We start from the raw sequence: 24202 nt of genomic DNA, 5'->3' as shown, positions 1-24202 counted from the left end.
ATCCAGAGCGTATCTGTTGAGGTTTTCTAAGTTAGTAGGATAACGGGCTCAGCATAGATAAAAAAAGAATAGAATCTGCTTTGATATTCCATTTAGTTATTAATTTATAAAAATACCTTCAAAAACAGATTAAAGACTTGTTATTGCTTTTTACTGCACTTTAAATTAACAATTTTGTAACCTAACTAATGTAGGGTATATTCTTCATTCAAAATAAAAATAGGAACAACTATGTTACACGGGAAATATAAAAATAATCTACTTAGTACCGCTTTGTTACTTGGCTCATTACCTGTAATGGCCAATGTAGCTAATGGCGGATTTGAACAATGGTCAGGTAATACACCTAGCTCTTGGAGCACTATTGATAGCGGAATCAGCTTAACGCGCTCAACTAGTACAGTTAAAAGCGGTAGTAGCTCTGCTGCTGTCAATGTAACAACAGGATCGCAAAGTAACACTGATTTACTACAACAGGTTGCTGTAGAAGCTGGTAAAACCTATAACTTTTCGGCTGATGTTTACCACACCGAAGGTAAAATTAAAGCGCGCTTATATGTAGATGGCTATCAAGGCTATTCAAATCAAGCACAAACTAACCAATGGCAAACAATTAGCCATAGCTATACAGCAAGCAGTGATAAAACAATTAGTGTTGGGCTTAGGTTTTACGATGTAAGTGGATTTGATGGCAGCGAAACCGTATACGTAGATAACTTTTTACCAAATACTGATGGCAACGCATCAACAAGTTGCACCGACAATAGCCTTACCTTAACGCTTAACACCGATAATTACGGTAGCGAAACTAGCTGGGCCGTTAATAACAATCAAGGTAGCGCTGTTGCTAACGGCAGTGGTTACGCATCAAACACTCAGTATGATGAGCAAATATGCCTAACTGATGGTACTTACACACTTGTTATTAGCGACAGTTACGGCGATGGTATGTGTTGTTCAACAGGTAGTGGCAGTTATGCGCTTAAGCAAGGCTCTACCACACTTGCTAACGGTGCAAGTTTTAATAATACAGACAGCACGGCATTTACTTTAGGTAGTGGCTCTGGTGATGGCGGCGGGACCAACCCGACACCCACTGGCTACTATGTTACTGCTCAAGGGTTATCAGGTTATGCACTAAAAACTGAGCTTTATAATATTATTAAAGATCATAATGCACAGGGTTACTCAGCTATTTGGAATTTTTACGACTCATCTGCACGTGATAAATACTTTGAAAACGATAACAGCATTTTAGATATGTATAGCGAGAAACCAAACGGCTCAGATAGCTACAATTATACTGCGGTGAGTGACCAATGTGGTAACTATAGTGGAGAAGGCGGCTGTTACAACCGTGAGCATTCATTTCCTAAAAGCTGGTTTGGCGGCACTATTGAGCCAATGAACTCAGATGTGCATCATATTTACGCAACCGACGGTTATGTAAACTCAAAACGTAGTAATTTCCCATTTGGTGAAGTAGCAAGCGCTTCATTTACATCAACTAACGGAAGTAAATTAGGTTCTGCCGCAAGTTCATTAAATTACTCAGGTACTGTATTTGAGCCAATTGACGAATTTAAAGGTGACTTTGCTCGCGCTTATTTTTACATGGCAACGCGCTACGAAAATGTAATAGGCACTTGGCAAACCAAAACGACCTCAAGTAATGCAGTGCTTAATGGTTCAAGCAACCAAGTATTCGAGAACTGGGTTGTAGCCATGCTGCTTAACTGGCATAACAGCGATCCTGTAAGCCAAATGGAACTTGACCGTAACCAAGCAGCCTTTGAATTTCAAGGTAATCGTAACCCGTATATCGACCATCCTGAATTTGTAGAAATGATTTGGTAAAAGTTAGCAGTTAAAACATAAGCCTTTGCAATTGCAGAGGCTTTTAACCTTTAGTGTGTAATATTTTTATAAACACAATGCTTTAAGCTAATTATAAGAAACAGTTGCGATAAGTGACTTTTCAGCTCTGTTTTTCATCAACGTTAAAAGTGAATGATGAAAATCTTGAAATATCACCTCTCCCCATATTCGTGAATAAATACCAAAATTTGTATTGTCTTGCACGGTCGTTTTTAAAGTTAAAATTGTATTGCCGCTTTTATCTTCACTTAGCTGATAACCACCGTAAAGTGGAGAAAAGTATTCACCGCCAAGTTTTACGTGTTTATCGAGTGCGTCATCGGGAATAGCATCTGGGTCTATGTCAAATCTATAAAGCATCTGTTTATTTGGTTGCCAGTCCGTAATAACTTCTTTAAATATAACCCCTTTTTGCCAAATACTTGTGCGAACAGCGCCTATACCGCTTGCATTCATACTTGCCTTTAATGGCTTTGGTACACCAATTAATTGAGTGAGTGAAAAAGGCACTTCCTGTGGTTTTATATCACTCACATTAGCTAACTGTTGCCACACAACATTGATGGGCGCGTTAATAGTTATTGAATTTGTTACTTCGTATGTTTTTGATAAATTTAAAAAATTAACTTCAATAGGTGAGAGCAATATAGGTAACAACGCGATTGATAATAAAGAACTATTCGCTTTTTTTATTTCACGCTTTCTAACAAAACCCGCAAGTAATCCACCAATGCTGGCAAAAAACATAAAAGCAGGCAAAGCCATAGCCACGCAAATACTGCCTTCAAGTAAAGTAATTACACTTACAAATAAAAAAACAAAAATAGGCTGCCAAGCAATCGTGACCATTTGCCTTTTAGTTAATGTTTTTGAGCTCTTAAATTCAAAGTGAACACGAATATAACCAATTGCAACGGGCACTAAAAACATAAATGATATAGAGACTAGGCTACTTAAATTATAAGTATCAAGTAGCTCTATAAACAGCCGCATAAATATGCCGTAAAGCGTACCAAGTAAAATACCAATTGATTTAGGGGAGTTGAGTTGCATGTCTATTCTTTATTGTTATTAACAATCAGAAAGTAACAGAAGTATTATTCCACCACAAATAAAACAATATTAACGGCTCCTGCAAGCAAATAGCTTGAAATAAAACGGCTTTCACAGCCACTAAGACTAAAGGATAATAACCTGCCATTAACACTATTTCCCGCTATAAACAGTGATCAAATTCTTTAAAAATAAAAACAAGCCATTGATTTATAGTAATTTTAAATCATTTTGTGTAGTTTTATAATTTTTAACGTAAAGCTGATTGTCAGATTAACTGTATTAAAAACAACCATGCACGACCTTTTGCCTATACATAGCAGCCTAAAAGCTGATCTACCCTGCATGTTCAATATTCATTTGCTTTAACAAAAGCCGTATTTATTTGATTAAGCAACAATGTTGCAGGAGAACGCATGCAAACTACACCACCCGGTGATGCACCATCAAACACGCACAAGGATGCTCAAAGCTACGAGCAGCTTCACAAGCCGAGTTCAGAGTTTAATACTCGCGACGAGTATCTCGAACATGAATTACAAATTATGCAGCCTAAGCGCTGGCGTCCTAATTTACCATTTAGAGATTACCGATTTGAATTTGAAGACACCATTCCTGCAATGGCGGGAACTATTGGTAAAGTCGTTATGGTGGGTGCTATTGCGGCAACATTTGCAGCACCTCTTGGTTTAAGTGATGCGTTTGTTTTAGAAAATGTACGTTATGAATTACTCATTGTTTCTATTTTTATCATTTTATTTTCAGGCTTTATTTTACCCACGGCCAACTTAGCCGGTACTCACGGCCCGCTTATTCCGTTAATTCCTATTGTAGTTGCTGCTGGCGGTCACCCTATGGCGTTTGGCTTACTCATTGGTGCCTTTGGTTTTATTTTGGCCATAACCAAGGGAGGAAGTATGCTCGCGCGCCTAACCAGTAAAGGTGTATGTGGCGGGCTACTCATTTATTTAGGTTTTATTGGTACTATTTCGCAGGTTAAAAAGCTGTTTGCCTGGGCTGAGGCCATTGATATGACGCATATTGCGTTTATTGTTATTTTAGCCACCATTTTATTGTATGCACTGTTAGAGCACTTTAAAAAGCGCTGGTTAGCCGTGCCATTAAGCTGCCTTATTGGTGGCGTGGTTGCCTTTGCTTTAGGTGCACCGTTTGAGTTTCATACAGCTCCCGGTTTACCAAATATGAACCCAGCTTACTGGTGGGGCGAAAACACGGGTTGGATGCTTGGCCTGCCAACGCTTGAAAGCTTTGTGGTTGTACTACCATTTGCAGTGCTCGCCGTTGCTATGTGGTCACCAGATTTTTTAGGTCATCAAGTATTTCAAAAAATAAGCTATCCGCAACGTACTGAAAAAGTACAAATGAATATCGACGACACCATGCTGAGCGCATCGGTTAGACAAACATTTGGCTCACTTGCCGGTGGTGCTAACTTCACCTCATCGTGGGGAACCTACATTGTACCTGCTGCTATTGCTAAACGCCCTATTCCGGCTGGCGCCATTTTAACAGCCTTATTTTGTATTATTGCTGGTTTATGGGGTTACCCAATGGATTTAGCCATTTGGCAACCTGTGCTTTGTGTAGCGCTTATTGTAGGTGTGTTTATTCCGCTACTTGAAGCTGGCATGGAAATGACGCGCGAAGGCAAAACAACGCAATCAGCCGCTATTGTGGTGTTTGCCTCAACCTTGGTTAACCCGGCTTTTGGTTGGTCGCTTACTATGCTACTTGATAACCTAGGGCTTATTGGCTGTAAAGAACGTAGCGCTGAGCTAACTAAAATGAGCCGCTGGGTGATCCCACTTATTATGTTTGTGCTACTTACCACTGTAATGGCAATTGTAGGCATGTTACCTGGTATACCTGCGTTAATGGCTGACTTTAGACATTAAGCCTTAGGTACTGAACCTAATATTTACCCACAAAAAAGCACGGCAATTGCCGTGCTTTTTAATACGTGAATTTACTATATACAAGTTAAACAATTACTGCCAAGGGCGCTCAGCTGCTAGTTGTTTTTCAAACGCATCAATCTGTGGGTTTAGTGTTTCGGTTACACCAATAAAATCTAAGCCACTTAATAGGCGCTCTTTTACGTCTTTGCGAATATCAAAACTAATTGGCGCAAACTTACTGCTTGTTAGTGTTTGATTTTCAAGGTCGATTTCAATGTTAATATCGTCGTGCTGCTCGCTAAGTACAAACAATTGCTCAAGCGTGTCGGCAGGTAACGCAATGGCTAACATTTGGTTGTTACCACAGTTATTAAAGAAAATATCTGCAAAGCTTTCAGCTAAAATAACTTCAAAACCATATTGCTTAAGTGCCCATGGCGCGTGCTCGCGAGATGAGCCACAACCAAAGTTGTCGCGCGTTAATAATATTTGCGCGCCTTGGTAGCATGGGCGATTTAAAATAAAGTCAGGGTTTGGCTCACCGTTATCTAGGTAACGCCAATCATAAAACAAGGCAGCATCAAAACCTTCGCGGCTAGTTGATGTTAAAAACTGCTTAGGAATAATTTGGTCAGTATCTACATTGTTTTTATCAAGTGGAGCCATTAAGCCACTAAAAAATACGCTCATTATGCTTCTCCTCTAATATCAACAAAGTGACCATGTATTGCAGCGGCTGCAGCCATTGCAGGGCTAACTAAATGGGTACGCCCGCCACGACCTTGACGACCTTCAAAGTTACGATTAGAAGTAGATGCACAACGCTTGCCTGCTTCTAGGCGGTCATCGTTCATCGCTAAACACATAGAACAACCTGGTTCGCGCCATTCAAAGCCTGCAGCTTTAAAAATATCGGCTAAGCCTTCGTCTTCAGCTTGTTTTTTAACTAAGCCAGAGCCCGGTACAATTAACGCCTCTATGCCGGCTACAACTTGCTTGCCTTCAACAATTTTTGCAGCTGCGCGTAAGTCTTCAATACGGCTATTAGTACATGAGCCAATAAATACCGTGTCTACTTTTGCGCTTGATAATTTATCGCCCGCTTTTAAGCCCATGTATTTAAGTGCGCTGCGAATGGCATCGGCTTTAATTAAATCTGGCTCTTTATCTGGATCGGGTATGCACTCATCAACACCAATTACTTGCTCTGGGCTTGTGCCCCAGGTAATTTGTGGCTGAATGTCGTCAGCATTTAGCTCAACAACTAAATCAAAGTGTGCGCCTTCGTCTGTTTTTAAGGTTTCCCAATATTCAACGGCTGCATCAAAATCTGCGCCTTTAGGTGCAAACGGACGACCTTTTAAATAATCATAAGTAATTTGGTCAGATGCAATTAAACCCGCTTTTGCACCCATTTCTATGCTCATATTACATAGCGTCATACGGGCTTCCATTGAAAGCGCTTCAATGCCTGCACCACAAAACTCTGCTACATAGCCTGTGCCACCAGCAGTACCTAACTTGCCAATTACCGCCATAATTAAATCTTTAGCCGTAACTGTTGGACGCAATACACCGTTAATTTGAATTTTTAACGATTTCGCCTTTTTTTGCTGTAGCGTTTGCGTTGCTAATACGTGCTCAACCTCAGACGTACCAATACCATGCGCTAATGCGCCAAACGCACCATGCGTAGAAGTATGGCTATCGCCACATACAATGGTTGTGCCTGGCAAAGTAATACCTTGCTCTGGGCCCATTACGTGCACAATGCCTTGGTTAATTGAGTTTAAATCGTAAAGTACAATACCAAACTCTTTACAGTTTTTATCAAGCGCCATTAATTGGTTTTTAGATACTTCGCTTGCGGCATCAAGTGATCGGCTCTTAGTCGATACGTTATGATCCATCGTTGCAAAGGTTTTTTCTGGGCAACGTACAGTACGGTTTTTTTCACGTAGACCTGCAAAAGCCTGCGGAGAAGTAACTTCATGCACTAAATGGCGGTCAATATAAAGTAAGTCGGTTTGCTCATTTATGCTGGCAACGGTATGTGCTTGCCAAATTTTGTCGTATAACGTTTGGGCCACTTGCTAATTCCCTAATCTGTTTGAGTTGCAGCATAACGGTGCTGCAACTTTAATATGTTATTAAATGCGTGAAACGATAGCGGCTGCCACATCGCTTGTGCTGTAACCGGCATTTGGATATATATCTGGCGTGCCTACACCTGCTTCTACAGCTTCTGCTACTGCTTTTTCAATGGTGCGCGCAGCTTCGTCTTGCCCTAGCGAGTAACGTAACATTAATGCGGCACTTAAAATTTGTGCTATTGGGTTTGCAACACCTTTACCTGCAATATCTGGTGCTGAACCGCCTGCTGGCTCGTACAATCCAAAACCCGATTGATTCAAGCTTGCCGAAGGTAATAAACCCATAGAGCCTGTGATCATGGCGCACTCATCTGACAAAATATCGCCAAATAAGTTATCGCAAAGTAGTACGTCAAATTGGCTAGGCTGTTTAACTAACTGCATAGCGGCGTTATCTACGTAAATGTAATCTAGGCTTACTTCTGGGTAGTCTTTGCTTACTTCGGTGACTACTTCGCGCCATAGTACGCTTGATGCAAGTACGTTTGCTTTATCAACAGAGGTAACATGGTTACTACGTAATTTTGCAGCTTCAAAAGCAAAACGAGCAATACGTTCAATTTCTTTACGCGAGTATGTTTGCGTATCAAAAGCAGCTTCTTCAGCGCCTTCGCCGCTACGGCCTTTTTCGCCAAAATAAATGCCGCCGGTTAGCTCGCGCACACATAAAATATCAAAACCTTTTTCGCTAATATCAGCGCGAAGTGGTGACGCTGCACTTAATGCAGGTAATAACTGTGCAGGGCGCAGGTTACAAAACAAACCAAAGTGCTTACGAAGCGGCAATAACGATGCGCGCTCAGGCTGCTCGTTTGGTGGTAGGTTTTCCCATTTAGGACCGCCTACCGAACCAAATAAAATAGCGTCAGCGTTTTCACACGCTGCAAGTGTGCTCTCTGGTAATGCTTTACCAAATTCATCAATGGCTGCGCCACCAATTGCATAATGCTCACGGTTCAGGGTAAAACCAAACTTATTGCTCACAGCATCAAGTACTTGTTCTGCTGCTGCCATCACTTCTGGACCAATACCGTCGCCAGCTAATACGGCAACGCTGTAGTTTGTTTTACTCATCCTGCTTTCCTTTGTTGTTTTAAATCAGACACTTTTTGTGCACGATAAATTAAGTTATAAACACGGATCATGGCGCGTACCGACGCTTCAACCACATCCGCTGCAATGCCCGCACCGTGGTAAGGTCGGCCATCGTATTTAGCTATAATATTTACTTGGCCTAATGAGCTTGCACCTTGACCTGTCGCTTCTAAATTATATTCAATCATTTCAACGCTCATACCGGTTAAGCGCTCAATAGCTGCAAACGAAGCTTCTACTGGGCCATTACCTGTCGCGGCTTCTTGTTTAGCTTCGCCATCAATTCGCATTCCAATGGTAGAGCTTGCTACCGATTGTGAGTTAGAGGCTGAGTTAACAAATTCTAATTGGTATTTTTCGTCTTTGTCGTTAATTTGATTAAAGTAAATCATCGCCTCAAGGTCGTAATCGTATACGGTGCCTTTTTGGTCAGCCAACTCAATAAAGCTTTTATATAAGCCATCCATATCGTAATCAGATTTTTGATAGCCTAACTCTTCTAGGCGATGCTCAATAACATGACGACCCGAACGCGAAGTCATATTTAATTGGTTACTTGGCACACCCACGCTTTCTGGCGACATAATCTCATAAGTATTTTGCGCTTTTAATACACCGTCTTGGTGAATGCCAGAACTATGCGCAAAGGCGTTTTCGCCAACAATCGCTTTATTTGGTTGTACTGGCATATTACAAATTTTAGCCACTTGACGAGATGCGCGGTAAATTTCTTCACTTTTAATATCTGTGTATACTTTTAAATGGTCTTTGCGCATTTTCATGATCATTGCCACTTCTTCAAGCGAGCAGTTACCAGCCCGCTCACCAATGCCATTGATAGTACACTCAATTTGGCGTGCACCCGCTTGTACAGCGGCCACAGAGTTTGCTACTGCTAAACCTAAATCGTTGTGGCAATGCACACTTAAACGCGCTTTATCAATATTTGGCACGTTATTCATTAAATGGCGGATCATCGCGGCGTACTCATCTGGCGTTACAAAACCAACGGTATCTGGCAAGTTAATAGTAGAGGCACCGGCGTTAATTGCCTGTTCAACAATTTTACATAAATCCCAATGCGGCGTACGACCGGCATCTTCACACGAAAATTCAACATCATCAGTATAGTTACGCGCCAATTTAATTGATTTAACAGCCATAGCCGTTGCATCATCTAGGCTCATACGTAATTTATGTTCAAGGTGCAAAGGGCTTGTAGCAATAAAAGTATGAATACGGCTTTGCTGAGCTGTGCGAAGTGCTTCGCCACAGGCTTCAATGTCTTTAGCAACAGAGCGTGCCAAACCACAAATAATCGGGCCTTTTACTTCGGTTGCAATACGTTGCACCGAGCGAAAATCAGCAGGGCTCGAAACTGGAAAACCCACTTCCATCACATCCACATTCAAGCGGCTAATTGTATGCGCTAATTGAATTTTATCATCTTCAGTAAGGCTTGCTTTAAGCGCCTGTTCGCCATCACGTAAGGTGGTATCAAAAATCCATACTTTATCTTGCTCTTGCATAACTGCCCCTCATTCCTATGTTACCCAAATTTCAATTAATCCCAGCCGCGAGATAAAAAAAACCCCGCAATTGCGGGGTTTTTAGTGTTCAACTCGATGCAAACACACTAATCCCCGCTCACTGACCATAGCAGTAAGAGGTTAAGTTTTAGTGTAATTAAACGAATAATATGCATCTTGTTTTCTTGTGTGTGTGTTCAGTGAAGCCTATTTTTAACATTACAAAGCGACGGAAGCAAGCATAAAAATTCCACAAAACAGATTTAAAAACGATTCAATTGGGTTTTTTAATTCAACCAAGGCACCTATTAAGAATTAAAATAACAAATACATGACTAGTGACGCTTAAATTAATAAGCACTGCAATATACCGTGCTTATATTAACTTTTTACAATTTTTTTAAGCTATGCTTCTTTACTCGTTTCTCTTACGTAATGCCCGGCTCCACGAGTAATATAACGCAGCTGCCAAATAACGCGCTCAATCAATTCGTCGCGTTGCAATCCTTCTATATCGAGCGCCTCTGCACCCGCATTAAATACGAGCGTTACCATAGATTCCGCCTGAATATAGGCATGCATAGCATTACATTTAGTTTCACTTTCTAAATAATGAGCCAGCTCTAAAATAAAATGTTTTACCTCGCGCGCTACTGCGGCTCTAAATGCTTTAGAAGTCCCAGAGCGTTCTCGTAGCAACAACCTAAATTGGTTACTTGAGTTATCAATAAACTCCATAAAAGTAACCACTGAGGTATTTATAACACTGCCGCCATCGTTCGCTATTCGTCTACGAGCTTGGCGCATAAGTTGGCGAAGAGTTAAGCCAGCTTCGTCTACCATGGTTAAACCTAGCTCATCCATGTCTTTAAAATGACGATAAAAAGAAGTTGGGGCAATACCAGCTTCTCGTGCTACTTCGCGTAAACTTAAATTCGAAAAACTATGATCAGCACTCAGCTGATTAAATGCCGCTTGAATTAACGCCTGTCGTGTTTTTTGTTTCTGTTGTGCTCTAACACCCGACATCAACAGCTCCCTGAATTATTTTATATGAATATTTAGTGATATTAGCTCAATTGTCCAGTCTAATACTTGACGACAAGAGTTTGAAATACTATTTTAGCTTACAGTTGTACGCTGAGATTGAGAATTATGAATAAACCACCGATTATTTGGACAAACGTCCTATTTTTTAGCCTAACCTTTTTGGCGGCTGCCACACTTGTACCTTGGTACGCCATTAGCTACGGATTTACCAGCGCGCATTGGATTGCTTTTGTAGGCTGCATGTTTTATGCAGGCTTATCAATTACTGCCGGCTACCATCGATTATGGGCACATAAAACCTATAACGCACACCCTGCAGTTGAATTTATTTTTGCGCTTGGCGGTGCTTTTGCGCTGCAAAACAGTGCATTGCATTGGAGTAGCGATCACCGTATACATCACGGTCAAGTTGACGACCCAATAAAAGACCCTTACGCGGCGACCAATGGTTTTTGGTATAGCCATATCGGATGGATGTTACGTGACTACCAAGGCGATAGCTACGGTGATTATAGTAATTGTCGTGATTTACAGCGCAATAAAATAGTTATGTGGCAACATAAACATTACTTAAAGCTTGTGATTGCTATGAACGTAGGCTTGCCTCTAGCACTTGGTTTATTGGTTGGTGATGTGTGGGGGATGTTAATTCTTGCAGGTTTACTACGCTTAGTAATGAGTCAACACTTTACCTTTTTTATAAACTCAGTTGCACATATTTGGGGCTCTCGCCCATACACCGAAAAAAATACGGCACGTGATAACGGCTTTTTAGCGTTATTTACATACGGTGAGGGGTACCATAACTTCCACCATATTTTTGCAAGCGACTACCGTAACGGTATTAAATGGTTTCATTACGACCCAACAAAATGGATGATCCGCTCTTTAGCAGCTGTAGGTTTAGCCAATAAATTAAAGCGTACTCCTGTTGAACGTATCGAAAAAGCGAAGGCCGAAACGCTCATGAGCAAAACGCAAACGCGCCTTGCAAAATTGCCTTTAGCACAAGATAAGATTACATTATTACAACAAGAGTACGATTTACTGCTGAAAAAACTGCAAAATTATTGTTCACTACAAAAACAAGTGTTAGAAGTTAAAAAAAATAACATGGCAAAGCAGTGTGAACGCTCAGCATTAATGGCACAATACCATGAGTTGGAAGCCGCCTGGGAAAATCAAAAACAGGCATGGCTAGCACTTAATGCGAGGTTATTAAAAGCCTCTTTTAATTAATTTAGGAGTGGCTGTGGCCAAACAACCAGAACAAAAAAAAGTACCCGTGACATACCAATATGATGCAATAATTATTGGCACGGGTCCTGGCGGTGAAGGTACCGCCATGAACCTTTCAAAAAACGATAAAAAAGTAGCGGTTATTGAACGCCAAGAATCAGTTGGTGGCGGTTGTGTACATTGGGGAACAATTCCTTCAAAAGCGCTTCGCCACTCTGTTAGCCGCTATATTGAATACAAAGCAAATCCGTTATTTAATGTTGGTGAGCGCCCTAGCCGCTTAACATTTCCTGATATTTTACGTCACGCAAGTTCTGTTATTTCTAAGCAATCTAATTTACGTAGTAGCTTTTACGATCGTAACCGCATTCATATGTTTCAAGGTGATGCGAGCTTTGTAGATAAGCACACAATTGAAGTAAAACGAAATGATGGTTCAACTGAGCGACTGACTGCTAAAACGATTGTTATTGCAACGGGTTCACGCCCTTATCGCCCACCAGAGGTAGATTTTACGCATTCTCGCATTTACGAAAGTGACACAATACTTGGCCTTGAGCATGACCCTCATCGTGTACTGATTTATGGTGCAGGTGTAATTGGTTGTGAGTACGCGTCAATATTTAAAGGTTTAGGCGCTAAAGTTGATTTGGTTAATACACGCGATCGACTACTTGCTTTTATGGATGCAGAAATATCTGACGCACTTAGCTATCACTTTTGGAATAGCGGTATTGTTATTCGCCATAACGAAGAGTTTGACCGAATTGAGACGCGTGACGACTGCGTTATAATGCATCTAAAATCAGGTAAACGCGTAAAAGCTGACTGTATTTTATTTGCTAATGGTCGTACTGGTAACACTGATACACTAAATCTTGAAGCCATTGGCTTAAAAGCCGATAGCCGTGGCCAATTAAAAGTTAACGAAACATACCAAACAGAAATTGATAACGTTTACGCTGTAGGTGATGTAATAGGCTACCCAAGCCTTGCAAGTGCTGCGTTTGACCAAGGTCGTATAGCTGCTGATGCAATTGCATGTGGTAACTGCGATGACAGGCTGATTGTTGATATTCCGGCTGGTATTTATACCATTCCAGAAATGAGCTCAGTAGGTAAAACCGAGCAAGAGCTTACAGCCGCTAAAGTACCGTATGAAGTAGGCCGGGCTCAGTTTAAGCATTTGGCTCGCGCGCAAATTGCTGGTACTGAAGTAGGTAGTTTAAAAATATTATTCCACACCGAAACCAAAGAAGTACTTGGCGTACATTGTTTTGGCGAACGTGCCTCTGAAATTGTTCACATTGGCCAAGCTATTATGGAACAAAAAAATGGTGGCAATAATATCGACTACTTTGTAAATACCACATTTAACTACCCAACCATGGCTGAAGCCTACCGTGTTGCGGCATTAAATGGCTTAAATCGCTTATTTAAATAAGTAGTTTTAAAAGCCTTTATAAATAGGTAACAAAAAAACCCGCAACTTAGCGGGTTTTTTACTTTTAAACAGTTTTAAAGCTTGTTTAAGTGACTATTACTTATGGTACTTAGCACTTAGCTCATGTACTGCATTAATGAATACGCCAGCATTTTCAGGGTCTACATCTGGTGTAATACCGTGGCCTAAGTTAAACACGTGGCCATTGCCTGTACCAAAGTCTTCTAAAATAGTGCCTACTTCTTGGCGAATACGCTCTGGTGTACCGTGTAACATAGATGGGTCCATATTACCTTGTAGAGCTACTTTATCACCCACACGGCGCTTAGCGTCGCTAATATTAATAGTCCAATCAAGACCGATTGCATCACAGCCTGTTGCTGCAATAGCTTCAATCCATTGACCACCATTTTTAGTGAACAAAGTAACCGGTACTTTACGACCGTCGTACTCACGAATTAAGCCATCTACAATTTTATGCATGTATTGTAATGAAAATTCGTTGTAATCGCGCGGGCTTAATACACCGCCCCATGAGTCAAATACCATTAGCGATTGCGCGCCAGCTTTAATTTGAGCATTTAAGTAATCAATAACTGAATCAGCTAACTTATCTAGTAATAAATGAAGTGTTTGCGGCTCTGCAAACGCCATTTTTTTGATTTTACCAAATACTTTGCTGCTACCGCCTTCAACCATATACGTTGCTAGCGTCCAAGGTGAACCAGAAAAACCAATAAGCGGTACTTCGCCTTTAAGCTCACGACGAATAGTGCTTACTGCGTTCATTACGTAGCCAAGCTCGTCTGTAGGGTCTAACTTTGGAATTTTTTTAACATCAGCAAGAGATGAAATAGGACGTTCGAACTTAGGGCCTTCGCCAGTTTCAAAGTAAAGACCTAAACCCATCGCATCTGGAATCGTTAAAATATCACTAAATAATATAGCGGCATCTAACGGGTAGCGACGAAGTGGCTGCAGTGTTACTTCACATGCAAGCTCAGCATTACGGCACAGGCTCATAAAATCGCCCGCTTGTGCACGTGTAGCGCGATACTCTGGTAAATAGCGTCCTGCTTGGCGCATCATCCATACCGGAGTTACATCAACAGGTTGTTTTGCAAGTGCACGTAAATAACGGTCGTTTTTTAATTCGCTCATGGCGTAAATGATCCTAAGACTTGTATAAATTGTGCAAGATTGTACCACCATATTCTCCGACCCTCTATTGCTTAGGGACGAAAACAGCTTTACCTAGAGGTAGATCAATAGAATAGAGTTTTTTAATCCATTTTGACTATAAAATAAACAAAAATAAATAACATTTAAAACTTTTTATTAATATGTTTGCAACATTACAAAAACCTTGTTATTGTTTGTCCCGCGTTAACAAAAACAATAATAAAAATCTTAAAACAATAAAAATAAATGTTTTAAAATAATAACAATAAAAATCATCTCATAAAAATAAGAAAGCTTGTTATAACAAGTCACTGAAAGAAATTAGACCACCGTAACTGGTGGTTTTTTCTTGCCTAAAATAAAATCCCTCATCTCGGTTTATATAAAAAGGTACAACCCTCAAAGTAGCTCAACTTTACTTGTTGATATACGCGCAAATTAAATATATCTTGATGTACATAAACTTATTATTTTAAATTAAAAACCAACCCAGCTAGGAGAACAGTTATGCTGACGCGTGTAGAAAAAGCTCAACAGAAATGGGGTGGTAGCCACACAGTAATTGATAAATGGCTAAACGAACGCCAAGAACTTATTGTACTTTACTGCAAAATTGCAGGCTTTACGCCGTACGAAAAGCAAGATCAAGCATTGCCAGAGCCAAAACTAATTGAATCATTTTGCCAGCTTTTAATGGATTACCTATCTGCAGGCCATTTTGAAGTATATGACGATATAGCAAAAGCATGCGAAAAAAAGGGCTTACAAAGCCAAGAGCTTGCAAACTCTATTTACCCGCGTATTTCTAGCACAACCGATGTGGCGTTAGATTTTAATGATAAGTACGCAGAAGTAGACAAAGAAGACTTATTGAAAGATTTTGATAATGACTTATCTGTTATTGGTGAGGCATTAGAAGCTCGTTTTGCACTTGAAGATGAGCTTATTGATAACTTGTTTTCTAATCACACGAATTAATACGTTACTTACGCATATTAAAAAAGGGACCTAAGGTCCCTTTTTGCATTTACACAATAAGCTTATTATTGTGCTGGTGCTTCTTCATTTTGAATTTCAAGTAATTCAACTTCAAATACAAGTGTTGAATTAGCTGGAATCTTACCTAAGTCACGGTCACCGTAAGCAAGTTCTGAAGGAATAGTGAACTTGTACTTAGAACCCACTGACATAAGTTGTAAACCTTCAGTCCAACCCGCAATTACGCGGTTAAGAGGGAAAGTTGTCGGTTCGTTACGCGCATATGAGCTATCAAACTCAGTACCGTCTAATAAAGTCCCTTTGTAGTGTACTTTAACTACATCAGTTGCCACTGGCTTTTCGCCATCGCCATCGCCTTCGCTAAGTACTTCGTACTGTAGACCCGACTCAGTTACTGTAACGCCTTCTTTTTTAGCGTTGTCAGCTAGGTATTTAGCGCCTGCTTCTTTACTTTTTTCAGACTCTACTTTAGCTTTTTCTTCTTGCTTAGTACGTACTGATGTATCTAGTGCAGTTAATACTTCGCGAATTTTTTCTTCGTCAATTTTTGCATTGCCAGCAAGCGCATCTTCAAAACCACGAATTAAAAGTGCTTGGTCTAGTTCAATACCAATTTCTGTTTTGTCTGCTAGGTCTTTATTTAAAAAGTTACCTACAGATGCACCAATACCGTATGCTTGTTGCTGTTCTACAGTGTCTAATTTAACTTCAGCTTGTTCTTTTTTTGCTTCTTGATTACAAGCTGTAAGCGCTAAAACTGACGCTGCAATCAATGACAATCTAATCGTCTTTTTCATTTTAAATCTCCGACACACTTTGCAGTTGTCATTTTAATGTATTATTACTAGTGAAAGATTAACGGCCCACATGATAGGCTGCTTGTTTAATGACTAAATTCCATATTGTTAGCTAAACTAAAAACATATCCAGTGATTAGACAAACAACCTAGGCATTTAACGCGTCCTAGTCTAACCTCTCAGTCACTAAGAGTTAAGGGGAAATACCTGTAATATGTCGATATTTCGTACTTTTTTAATCGTATTTAGCTGTTTTTTAGCCATCGCCTGTACCGATAAAAAACAACACGCTGTAGCAAGTTACGAACATGCTGCACAAGGTGCGTTTTCATCAACAGTTTCAAACGATGGTAAATACAGTTTGATCTCCTCTATCAACCATGGGGTCGCCCTGTGGGATAATCAACAGCAGGTGCTAAAATACCAATGGTTTCAGCAGCAGTCACAAGACAGCCTAGTGTACGCTGTTGCCATTGCTTTTGATAACAGCGTGGCTGTTACCGCCGAAAAAACCACGTTTGCTGTGTGGGATATAGCCACAGGCAAAAATAAAGGTTATTACAAAATACAAAAAGCCAGTATTCGCGATATTGCTATTAGCAATCAAGGCCGTAGTGTTTTATACGGCCGTAGCGACGGCATTGTCGTATTTGTAAACCTAGAAACTGGGCGTCGTATTGAGTTTTTAGGTCATCAAGATAAAGTTAACACCGTTGACCTGTCACCTAACGGACGCTTTGCCTTAAGTGGTTCTAACGATTATGTTGCTTACTTTTGGGATACACGTACAGGACAAGTAATTCATCGTTTTAATCACCCAACGCGTGTTACCCAAGTGACGCTCGATCCACAAGGTCGCTATGCGTTTACGGCCGATAGTATGGCACAAGCAAATGTATGGAAGCTGACTACAGGTGATCTTGTGAGTAAACTGAAGTATATTGCGCGTCAGAAAATTTTTACTGCTGTGCGTTTTAACGAACAAGGCACTTTGCTTGCAACCGGCTCGCCAAATAAGCGCGTAGATTTGTGGCAAATACCAAGCGGTGAAAAAATTCAAACTTGGCAGGTTACCCCGCGCGAAGGCAGTAAGCCTAAATCGGCGGTGGTGCTAGATGTGACATTTACAGATAACGGTAAGTCGTTGTTAACCGAAAGCTCCAGCGGGATCGCAGAGCGATTTATTATACGAGAGAATAATGAACACAATTGAACATCGCTTAATGGAACTTGAAGCCAAAGTGGCTTTTCAAGACGAAACGATTGAAGTCTTAAATGATGAAATAAAAGTGCACCAACAGCTGTTAGCAAAAATGAAACGCCAAACCGAGCTGCTAGCAGAGAAAATTAAAGAGTCGCAGTCATCATCGTCTATGATGTCTGAAGTACCTGAGCCACCTCCACCGCATTACTAAAACCGGTAAAAATTAGGCAATAAAAAACCGGGTTAGTCGCCCGGTTTAAACACACCAATTACTTGTTCAAATTGGCGAGTAGACGCCTGAACAGCGTTATCGGGTTGCGCCATTTTATGACCACACTCAACACACTCTACTTTTTCAACATCATGTTCTCTGTATAGCATCATAGTATCCATGGCTTTGCAGTCAGGGCACGATGCACCAGCAATAAATCGCTTCTTTTGTCTCACAACATTTTTCCTGTGGTTTGAACTGCTGTCATTTTATCGTATAACTTCACTTGTTGATACGCTTGATAAGAGCATTAAGTTCTATGTTATGATAGCGCCAACTTAACAAGGGCACAGCAAAGTAACGCATTCATGATCCAAATCTCAGAAATAGAACTACTTCGTGGCGGTAAAGCCTTATTAAAAAACGCATCAGCTACGTTATTCCCAGAACACAAAGTAGGCCTTGTTGGCGCTAATGGCTGTGGAAAATCAACGTTATTTGGTTTACTAAAATCAGAACTACAACTAGATGCCGGTAACTGCAGCATTCCAAAAGATTGGTCTATCGCCTCTGTTAAGCAAGAGACACCTGCCCTTGAAATAAGCGCGATTGATTATGTACTTCAAGGCCACCCAGAATACTACGCAATGCGTATAGCACTGCGTGAGGCCGAGAAAAACAACGATGGCGACACACAAGCTAAAGTACATATTCAGCTTGAGAACATTAAAGGCTATAGCATTGAATCAACCGCAGGTGAGCTATTACACGGCTTAGGCTTTGCCAATAACCTTATAGAAAATCCAGTAAGCTCGTTCTCTGGTGGTTGGCGTATGCGTTTAAACCTTGCCCAAGCATTAATACGCGACGCCGATTTACTATTACTCGATGAGCCAACAAACCACCTTGATTTAGATGCCGTTTATTGGCTTGAACGCTTTTTGCGTGCTTATACCGGCACCCTTGTACTTATATCGCATGACCGTGAGTTTTTAGATGCGGTGGTTGATCAAATTTGGCATGTAGATAAGCAACTTATTAACGTGTACAAAGGTAACTACTCGCAGTTTGAGCGCCAAAAAGCTGAGCGCTTACTACAACAACAAGCAATGTTTGATAAACAGCAAGATCAAATTGCTCACCTTGAGCAGTTTATAACGCGCTTTAAAGCAAAAGCCAGTAAAGCTAAACAAGCACAAAGCCGTGTGAAAGCGCTTGAACGCATGGAAAAACTAGCGCCGGCACATGCCGACTCGCCATTTAACTTTGAGTTTGCAGAGCCAAAAGCATTACCAAACCCACTAATGACAATAGATAAAGCCAAAGCGGGTTATGGTGACGTCACCATTTTAAATAATATAGAGCTAAACCTTGTACCAGGTAGCCGAATTGCTTTACTTGGTAGAAATGGTGCGGGTAAATCAACGTTAATTAAACTACTTTCTGGTGATTTAGAGCCGCAAGCTGGCGAAGTTATTCAGCATCACGGTTTAAATATTGGTTACTTTGCGCAGCATCAGCTTGAATCCCTTGATTTAAAAGCCAGTGCAATAATGCACATACAACGACTAGACCCAAAAGCCACTGAACAATCACTACGTGACTTTTTAGGCGGCTTTGCTTTCATTGGCGATAAAGCACTTGAGCCTGTAGCCCCATTTTCGGGCGGCGAAAAAGCACGTTTAGTGCTTGCCATGTTGGTATATCAAAAACCAAATTTATTACTACTCGATGAGCCAACTAACCACCTTGATTTAGAAATGCGCCATGCACTTGTTATGGCATTACAAGGGTTTGAAGGCGCTATGGTTACCGTATCGCATGATCGCCATATGCTTAAAAACACCGCCGACGAGTTTTACTTAGTAGATGGCGGCAAAGTAACCCAGTTTGGTTACGACTTAGATGCGTATTATCAGTGGTTACTGAATGCCAATAAAGAAGCGGTTAAAGCGCAGCAAAACGACGAGCCTAAAGCAAACCCAGGTGTTAACCGTAAAGAACAAAAACGCCTAGAGGCTGAGTTTAGAAAGGCCACTCAACCACTTAAAAAGCAAATTGAAAAGCTTGAAAAGCAACTCGATAAATTTACTGCAGAGCTTAGCGAAGTTGAAGTAGCCCTTGGCGACAACGAACTCTACAACGATGACAACAAAGCCAAGCTTAAAGAGTTATTAGCTAAGCAAGCAAAGCTTACACCTAAACTTAACGACGTTGAAGAAGAGTTACTTATGGCACTTGAAGAAATGGAAGAAAAAGAGCAGGCATTCGCCGATGAACTTGCTCAATAGCGACCATTTTTGGCAATTTGCGTGCACCTTGTACGCAAAGCCTGAGCAACAAAAAACCTTGCTGGCACTACAAAACCAGCAAGGAAAAAATGTTAATTTATGCTTATTACTGCTTTATTTAGATTCATTAAATTTAAGTATTAATACCCAACAGCTAAACGAGTTAACGCAAGTAGTTAGTGACTTTGATACTCGCGCATTACAACCTCTGCGCGCCGCTCGTAGCTATTTAAAAGCTAATCAGAATGCGATAAGTGATTACGCCACAATACGTGCAGAGTTGCTAAGCGCTGAGCTGAAGCTTGAAAAACAACAGCAACATATGTTGATTGGAACGGTAAATGAGCTTGAATTAGTCAAACTTTCAGAGCCAAACAACATTGAGCTATATGTGAAAGCCACTTAGGGTATTAGTTTTTGTAGCCTCCTCCACTTTTTATACTCTTTTCTTTGTGCAAAAAAACTTCAAGTAATTACTCACAAAGAGGTTAAGAGGCGCTTCGCTTTTAGAGGAAAACAAACTAAATTATTCAGGTGAAAAATAAAAATATTGAGCAGTTATTTGGCTCAAGTAGTTTATTGCTCTACCCTCATTTACTTCTCATTTTTTTCTCTTTGTGCAAAAAATCTTTAAGTACTTTATTCACAAAGAGGTTAAGAGGCGCTTCGCTTTTAGAGGAAAACAAACTAAATTATTCAGGTGAAAAATATAAATATTGAGCAGTTATTTGGCTCATTTTCTCTTTGTGCAAAAAATCTTTAAGTGGTTTACTCAAAAAAGTTTAAAGCGCTACGCTTTTAGGTAAAGTGAAAAAATCTCTTAGCTCTCAGTGGTAATAACTTAGTAGCCCTTAAAACATGATCTAAATCAACTTAGCGTCACTCCTACAGCTGCTTAGAAAAATAACTTGATCTCGATCACGTTGCGACCTGCAAACACCGCCTATGATTAACCCATCAACAACGAGGGGAGCAACTCATGAACGTATTCTTTAGAGACTTTTTTACAGATCCAGTTTTATTTATGTCTTTTGGGTTTTTAACCATCGTTGTTTCTTTGTGTATCTTTTTTGCTTTTTTCTTTTTGAAAAAAATACATGACGCAGAAATTCCCGAACAAAATTAAGCACGACGCACTAAAGCGCCTTATTAGTTTACTAGTTAGGCGCTTTTTATTTTCTGAAGCGAAAAATTTGATACACTAGCTTTTCGTTTAATACAAAGTGCGTAGTACAAACATGATCTCTCAGTTCAAACCAGCATGGTGGATGACCAATCGTCACGTTCAGACCATAATGCCGCGTTTTTTCCGCCCATTTCACAATACGTCCTACGAACTTGAGCAACTTGATACACCTGATGGTGACTTTATTGAGCTTGCATGGTCACTTCCACATAATGAAACCGCACCACTTGCTGTTGTTTTACATGGCCTTGAAGGCAATATAAATAGCTTTTATGCCAAAGGCATGATGAAGGCATTAAAAAAACAAGGTTATGCAGTTGTGCTTATGCACTTTAGAAATTGCTCAACCGAAGTAAATCGCCTACCACGTGCTTATCACAGCGGTGACACAGCCGATTTAGCTTTTTTTATAAATCACTTAAAGCTGCAATTTCCTAAGCGCACTATGGTCGCTGTTGGTTTTTCGTTGGGCGGTAACGTACTTGCCAAATACTTAGGTGAAGAACGCGAAAAATGCCCATTAAGTGCAGCAGCGGTGGTATCTGCCCCTTATGATTTGTCGTCATCGAGCGATGTTATTCGTAAAAGCTTAGGTAAAATTTACCAAAAATATCTGCTCGATCGGATGAAAAAATCAATGCAGCGAAAGCTGCCACAAATTAAGCAGCAAATTTCATTAACGCCAAAACAGTTAATGAAAATTGACGATTTATTAGAGTTTGATAATCAGTTAACAGCCCCTCTACATGGTTTTGAAAACGCACACGATTACTACCGTAAAGCCAGTGCTATGCCGTATTTGAAAGATATCGCTGTACCCACACTTATTATTCATTCCAAAGACGACCCTATGCTCTCAATTAAAGCCGTACCGAGTAGGCAAGACGTAAGTGAGCATGTTACGCTGCGCATCTCTGACAAGGGCGGGCATGTTGGTTTTATTAGCGGTAAAAATCCGTTTAAACCTATATTTTGGTTAGAAAAAGCCGTCCCTCATTATTTTAGCCAGCACGTATCAAATAAAGCGAGTAACAAGTAGTAATGATTATCCCTTTTGAACAACTCGATCAAGACACTCTTTATAACTTAATCGAAAGCTACGTATTACGCGAAGGTACCGATTATGGTGAAGTAGAGGCAAGCATCGAATCTAAAGTAAGCCAAGTAAAGCTGCAGCTTAAAAATGGCGAAGCGATGGTGTTTTTCTCAGAATTACACGAGTCTGTAACTATAATTTCAAAAGGCGAATTTAAAGCGCTGCAAAGTGAAGAGCATCAAGCACAGTCGTTTGATTAAGGCGTAGTACTTGTAACTTTTGAATTGAACGTACACAATGGCTTTTTACCCAAAGAGCCAAAACATGATAAAACTCAGCACTCTAGTGGTAGCCATATCACTAGCTTTAACTAGCCAAGCCCAAGCAGAACAAACAATAACAGCATCTGATAAGGCAATTAAACTCGCTAAAGATACCATTTTAATTGATACCCATATTGACGTACCTTATCGAATTCACGAAAGCTGGGTTGATGTAACCAAAGCAACTAGTGATGGCGATTTTGACTATCCTCGCGCTGTAAAAGGCGGTTTAAACGCACCGTTTATGTCGATTTATATTCCTGCGCATTTAGAGTTTGAGGGTAAAGGAAAAAGCTACCAGCTAGCCAATCAAATGATTGATAGTATGGAAGCCATAGTCCAGCGCGCACCCGATAAGTTTGCTATTGCGAGCTCAAGCTCTGATATTGAAGAGCAATTTAAACAAGGTAAGCTGTCTATAGCCATGGGTATGGAAAATGGCTCTCCAATCGAAGGTGATATGAAAAACCTTCAGCACTTTTACGACCGTGGCATTCGTTACATCACACTAGCGCACTCTCAAAGCAACCATATTTCGGATTCGTCTTACGATATACGCCGTAAATGGAAAGGCTTAAGCCCATTTGGTAAAAAGCTTGTCACTGAAATGAATAATATAGGCATGCTAATTGACGTATCGCATATTTCTGATGATGCGTTTTATCAGGTTATGGATCTTTCTAAAACACCAGTAATTGCCTCTCATTCATCACTTCGTAAATACACGCCTGGCTTTGAGCGTAATATGAATGACGATATGCTATTAGCGCTGAAAGAAAATGGCGGCGTTATTCAAATCAACTTTGGATCAAGCTTTGTTACCGCTAAAGCAGGTAGTTGGGGCAAGCAATTAAAAAGTACAAAAGAGTCGGCTAAAAAAGAAGGCACTAAGTTAAGTAAAGATTTTGATGCTGCGTACCGTGCTAAAAATCCGTATCCATTTGCAAGTCTTGAGCAAGTACTTGACCATATTGATCACGTAGTTGAGCTAATTGGTATTGATTATGTAGGTATTGGCTCTGATTATGATGGAGTTGGCGATTCATTACCTATCGGCTTAAAAGATGTATCTAGCTACCCAAATCTTGTCCAAGGTTTAATGGATAGAGATTACAGCGACAAAGATATTAAAAAGATTTTAAGTGGCAATTTATTAAGAGTTTTAAAACAAGCGCAAGAGTATGCGAAGAAACACTAAAGCTTTTATCATATATTAGTAATTGGCTAAAAGACCAAGAGCTAACTCAATATAAGCGCGGCCTAGCCGTGCTTTTTTATATTTAACAGCATAGTTATCTTCGGTACTATTTTCCCCCTCGGGTTTCGTAAAACTCAACCCAAGCTCGGCAATAATTCTATACCTAGGAGCAAATCACTTTTCTTCAGGCATTAAAAAAGGCCACCTGAGTGACCTTTTTCTAACAATTAACTTTAAAGTTAATTATTACTCTACGATAGTTGCTACAACACCAGCACCTACAGTACGGCCACCTTCACGGATAGCAAAACGAAGACCTTCATCCATCGCGATTGGTGCGATTAGAGTTACTGTCATCTTGATGTTATCACCAGGCATTACCATTTCTACGCCTTCTGGTAACTGTACGTCACC

The 24202-nt window shown here is 40.4% G+C and carries 21 protein-coding genes and 1 pseudogene; 12 read left to right on the top strand and 10 right to left on the bottom strand.

Annotated features, from left to right (window positions below; genetic code table 11):
• Positions 1-231 precede the first annotated feature (231 nt).
• Complete coding sequence (locus tag H5088_RS11400) at positions 232-1857, top strand: endonuclease (RefSeq protein WP_182752894.1); 1626 nt, start codon at positions 232-234, stop codon at positions 1855-1857.
• An 87-nt stretch (positions 1858-1944) separates the two neighbouring features.
• Here the strand turns inward: H5088_RS11400 and H5088_RS11395 are convergent, their stop codons facing one another.
• The gene (locus H5088_RS11395) at positions 1945-2931 is read right to left on the bottom strand and encodes a hypothetical protein (RefSeq protein ID WP_182752893.1); all 987 of its coding nucleotides are present in this window, start codon (positions 2929-2931) and stop codon (positions 1945-1947) included.
• 416 nt (positions 2932-3347) lie between these two features.
• Between H5088_RS11395 and H5088_RS11390 the strand changes: the two genes are divergently transcribed.
• Entirely contained in the window at positions 3348-4847 is a 1500-nt protein-coding gene (locus H5088_RS11390; protein WP_182752892.1) for a DUF3360 family protein, read from the top strand.
• Positions 4848-4940: 93 nt separating this feature from the next.
• Here H5088_RS11390 and leuD read toward each other — a convergent pair whose 3' ends face one another.
• From leuD to fabR, 5 genes are all read right to left on the bottom strand, one after another.
• Positions 4941-5540 carry a 3-isopropylmalate dehydratase small subunit gene (gene leuD / locus H5088_RS11385; RefSeq protein WP_002961095.1) on the bottom strand — a complete coding sequence of 200 codons (600 nt, stop codon included), beginning with the start codon at positions 5538-5540 and terminating at the stop codon, positions 4941-4943.
• The gene (gene leuC, locus H5088_RS11380; protein ID WP_182682468.1) at positions 5540-6940 is read right to left on the bottom strand and encodes a 3-isopropylmalate dehydratase large subunit; all 1401 of its coding nucleotides are present in this window, start codon (positions 6938-6940) and stop codon (positions 5540-5542) included. The genes leuD and leuC overlap by 1 nt, the downstream gene beginning before the upstream one ends.
• A gap of 60 nt (positions 6941-7000) precedes the next feature.
• On the bottom strand, positions 7001-8077 hold the full coding sequence (gene leuB, locus H5088_RS11375; protein WP_002961092.1) for a 3-isopropylmalate dehydrogenase: 1077 nt from the start codon (positions 8075-8077) through the stop codon (positions 7001-7003).
• Entirely contained in the window at positions 8074-9627 is a 1554-nt protein-coding gene (leuA, locus tag H5088_RS11370) for a 2-isopropylmalate synthase (protein ID WP_002961090.1), read from the bottom strand. The genes leuB and leuA overlap by 4 nt, the downstream gene beginning before the upstream one ends.
• 405 nt (positions 9628-10032) lie before the next feature.
• On the bottom strand, positions 10033-10656 hold the full coding sequence (gene fabR / locus H5088_RS11365; protein WP_002961087.1) for an HTH-type transcriptional repressor FabR: 624 nt from the start codon (positions 10654-10656) through the stop codon (positions 10033-10035).
• A 126-nt stretch (positions 10657-10782) separates the two neighbouring features.
• Here fabR and H5088_RS11360 point away from each other — a divergent pair, with 126 nt between their 5' ends.
• Both H5088_RS11360 and sthA read left to right on the top strand, forming a co-directional pair.
• Positions 10783-11916, top strand: a complete 1134-nt coding sequence (locus tag H5088_RS11360; protein ID WP_182712452.1) for a fatty acid desaturase — start codon at positions 10783-10785, stop codon at positions 11914-11916.
• Between the two features lie 13 nt (positions 11917-11929).
• Positions 11930-13360 carry a Si-specific NAD(P)(+) transhydrogenase gene (gene sthA, locus H5088_RS11355; RefSeq protein ID WP_007378904.1) on the top strand — a complete coding sequence of 477 codons (1431 nt, stop codon included), beginning with the start codon at positions 11930-11932 and terminating at the stop codon, positions 13358-13360.
• A gap of 96 nt (positions 13361-13456) precedes the next feature.
• Here the strand turns inward: sthA and hemE are convergent, their stop codons facing one another.
• A complete protein-coding gene (gene hemE, locus H5088_RS11350) occupies positions 13457-14521 on the bottom strand; it encodes a uroporphyrinogen decarboxylase (protein WP_002961084.1) in 1065 nt (354 codons plus the stop codon).
• Positions 14522-15049: 528 nt separating this feature from the next.
• On the opposite strand from hemE, the gene rsd reads away from it, so the two are divergent.
• Positions 15050-15520, top strand: a complete 471-nt coding sequence (gene rsd / locus H5088_RS11345) for a sigma D regulator (RefSeq protein WP_138489928.1) — start codon at positions 15050-15052, stop codon at positions 15518-15520.
• Between the two features lie 65 nt (positions 15521-15585).
• On the opposite strand, the gene fkpA is transcribed toward rsd, so the two are convergent.
• Complete coding sequence (gene fkpA, locus H5088_RS11340; protein ID WP_182752891.1) at positions 15586-16338, bottom strand: FKBP-type peptidyl-prolyl cis-trans isomerase; 753 nt, start codon at positions 16336-16338, stop codon at positions 15586-15588.
• A 215-nt stretch (positions 16339-16553) separates the two neighbouring features.
• Between fkpA and H5088_RS11335 the strand changes: the two genes are divergently transcribed.
• Both H5088_RS11335 and H5088_RS11330 read left to right on the top strand, forming a co-directional pair.
• Positions 16554-17552, top strand: coding sequence for a WD40 repeat domain-containing protein (locus H5088_RS11335; RefSeq protein WP_182716065.1), 999 nt, complete (start codon positions 16554-16556; stop codon positions 17550-17552).
• Positions 17539-17754 carry a SlyX family protein gene (locus H5088_RS11330; protein ID WP_004335946.1) on the top strand — a complete coding sequence of 72 codons (216 nt, stop codon included), beginning with the start codon at positions 17539-17541 and terminating at the stop codon, positions 17752-17754. Before H5088_RS11335 ends, H5088_RS11330 begins: the two co-directional genes overlap by 14 nt.
• A gap of 32 nt (positions 17755-17786) precedes the next feature.
• Here H5088_RS11330 and H5088_RS11325 read toward each other — a convergent pair whose 3' ends face one another.
• Positions 17787-17990, bottom strand: a complete 204-nt coding sequence (locus tag H5088_RS11325) for a YheV family putative zinc ribbon protein (protein WP_007378899.1) — start codon at positions 17988-17990, stop codon at positions 17787-17789.
• A 132-nt stretch (positions 17991-18122) separates the two neighbouring features.
• Between H5088_RS11325 and H5088_RS11320 the strand changes: the two genes are divergently transcribed.
• From H5088_RS11320 to H5088_RS11300, 5 genes are all read left to right on the top strand, one after another.
• Positions 18123-20045 (top strand): ATP-binding cassette domain-containing protein, encoded by a 1923-nt coding sequence (locus tag H5088_RS11320; RefSeq protein ID WP_182752890.1) that lies wholly within the window; start codon positions 18123-18125, stop codon positions 20043-20045.
• Positions 20029-20451: a TIGR02444 family protein gene (locus H5088_RS11315; protein WP_182752889.1), complete on the top strand. Its 423-nt coding sequence runs from the start codon at positions 20029-20031 to the stop codon at positions 20449-20451. Before H5088_RS11320 ends, H5088_RS11315 begins: the two co-directional genes overlap by 17 nt.
• Before the next feature lie 832 nt (positions 20452-21283).
• Complete coding sequence (locus tag H5088_RS11310; protein ID WP_024606596.1) at positions 21284-22270, top strand: hydrolase; 987 nt, start codon at positions 21284-21286, stop codon at positions 22268-22270.
• A gap of 2 nt (positions 22271-22272) precedes the next feature.
• Complete coding sequence (locus H5088_RS11305; RefSeq protein WP_004335925.1) at positions 22273-22527, top strand: YheU family protein; 255 nt, start codon at positions 22273-22275, stop codon at positions 22525-22527.
• Positions 22528-22591: 64 nt separating this feature from the next.
• Positions 22592-23788: a dipeptidase gene (locus tag H5088_RS11300; RefSeq protein ID WP_182694140.1), complete on the top strand. Its 1197-nt coding sequence runs from the start codon at positions 22592-22594 to the stop codon at positions 23786-23788.
• A 246-nt stretch (positions 23789-24034) separates the two neighbouring features.
• On the opposite strand, the pseudogene H5088_RS11295 reads toward H5088_RS11300, so the two are convergent.
• A pseudogene (locus H5088_RS11295) lies at positions 24035-24202 on the bottom strand (elongation factor Tu); the annotation flags it as partial.

This window comes from Pseudoalteromonas sp. SR43-3 (assembly GCF_014163875.1).
Taxonomy (GTDB): Bacteria; Pseudomonadota; Gammaproteobacteria; order Enterobacterales; family Alteromonadaceae; genus Pseudoalteromonas; species Pseudoalteromonas distincta.
This window is presented reverse-complemented; position numbering and strand designations above follow the sequence as displayed.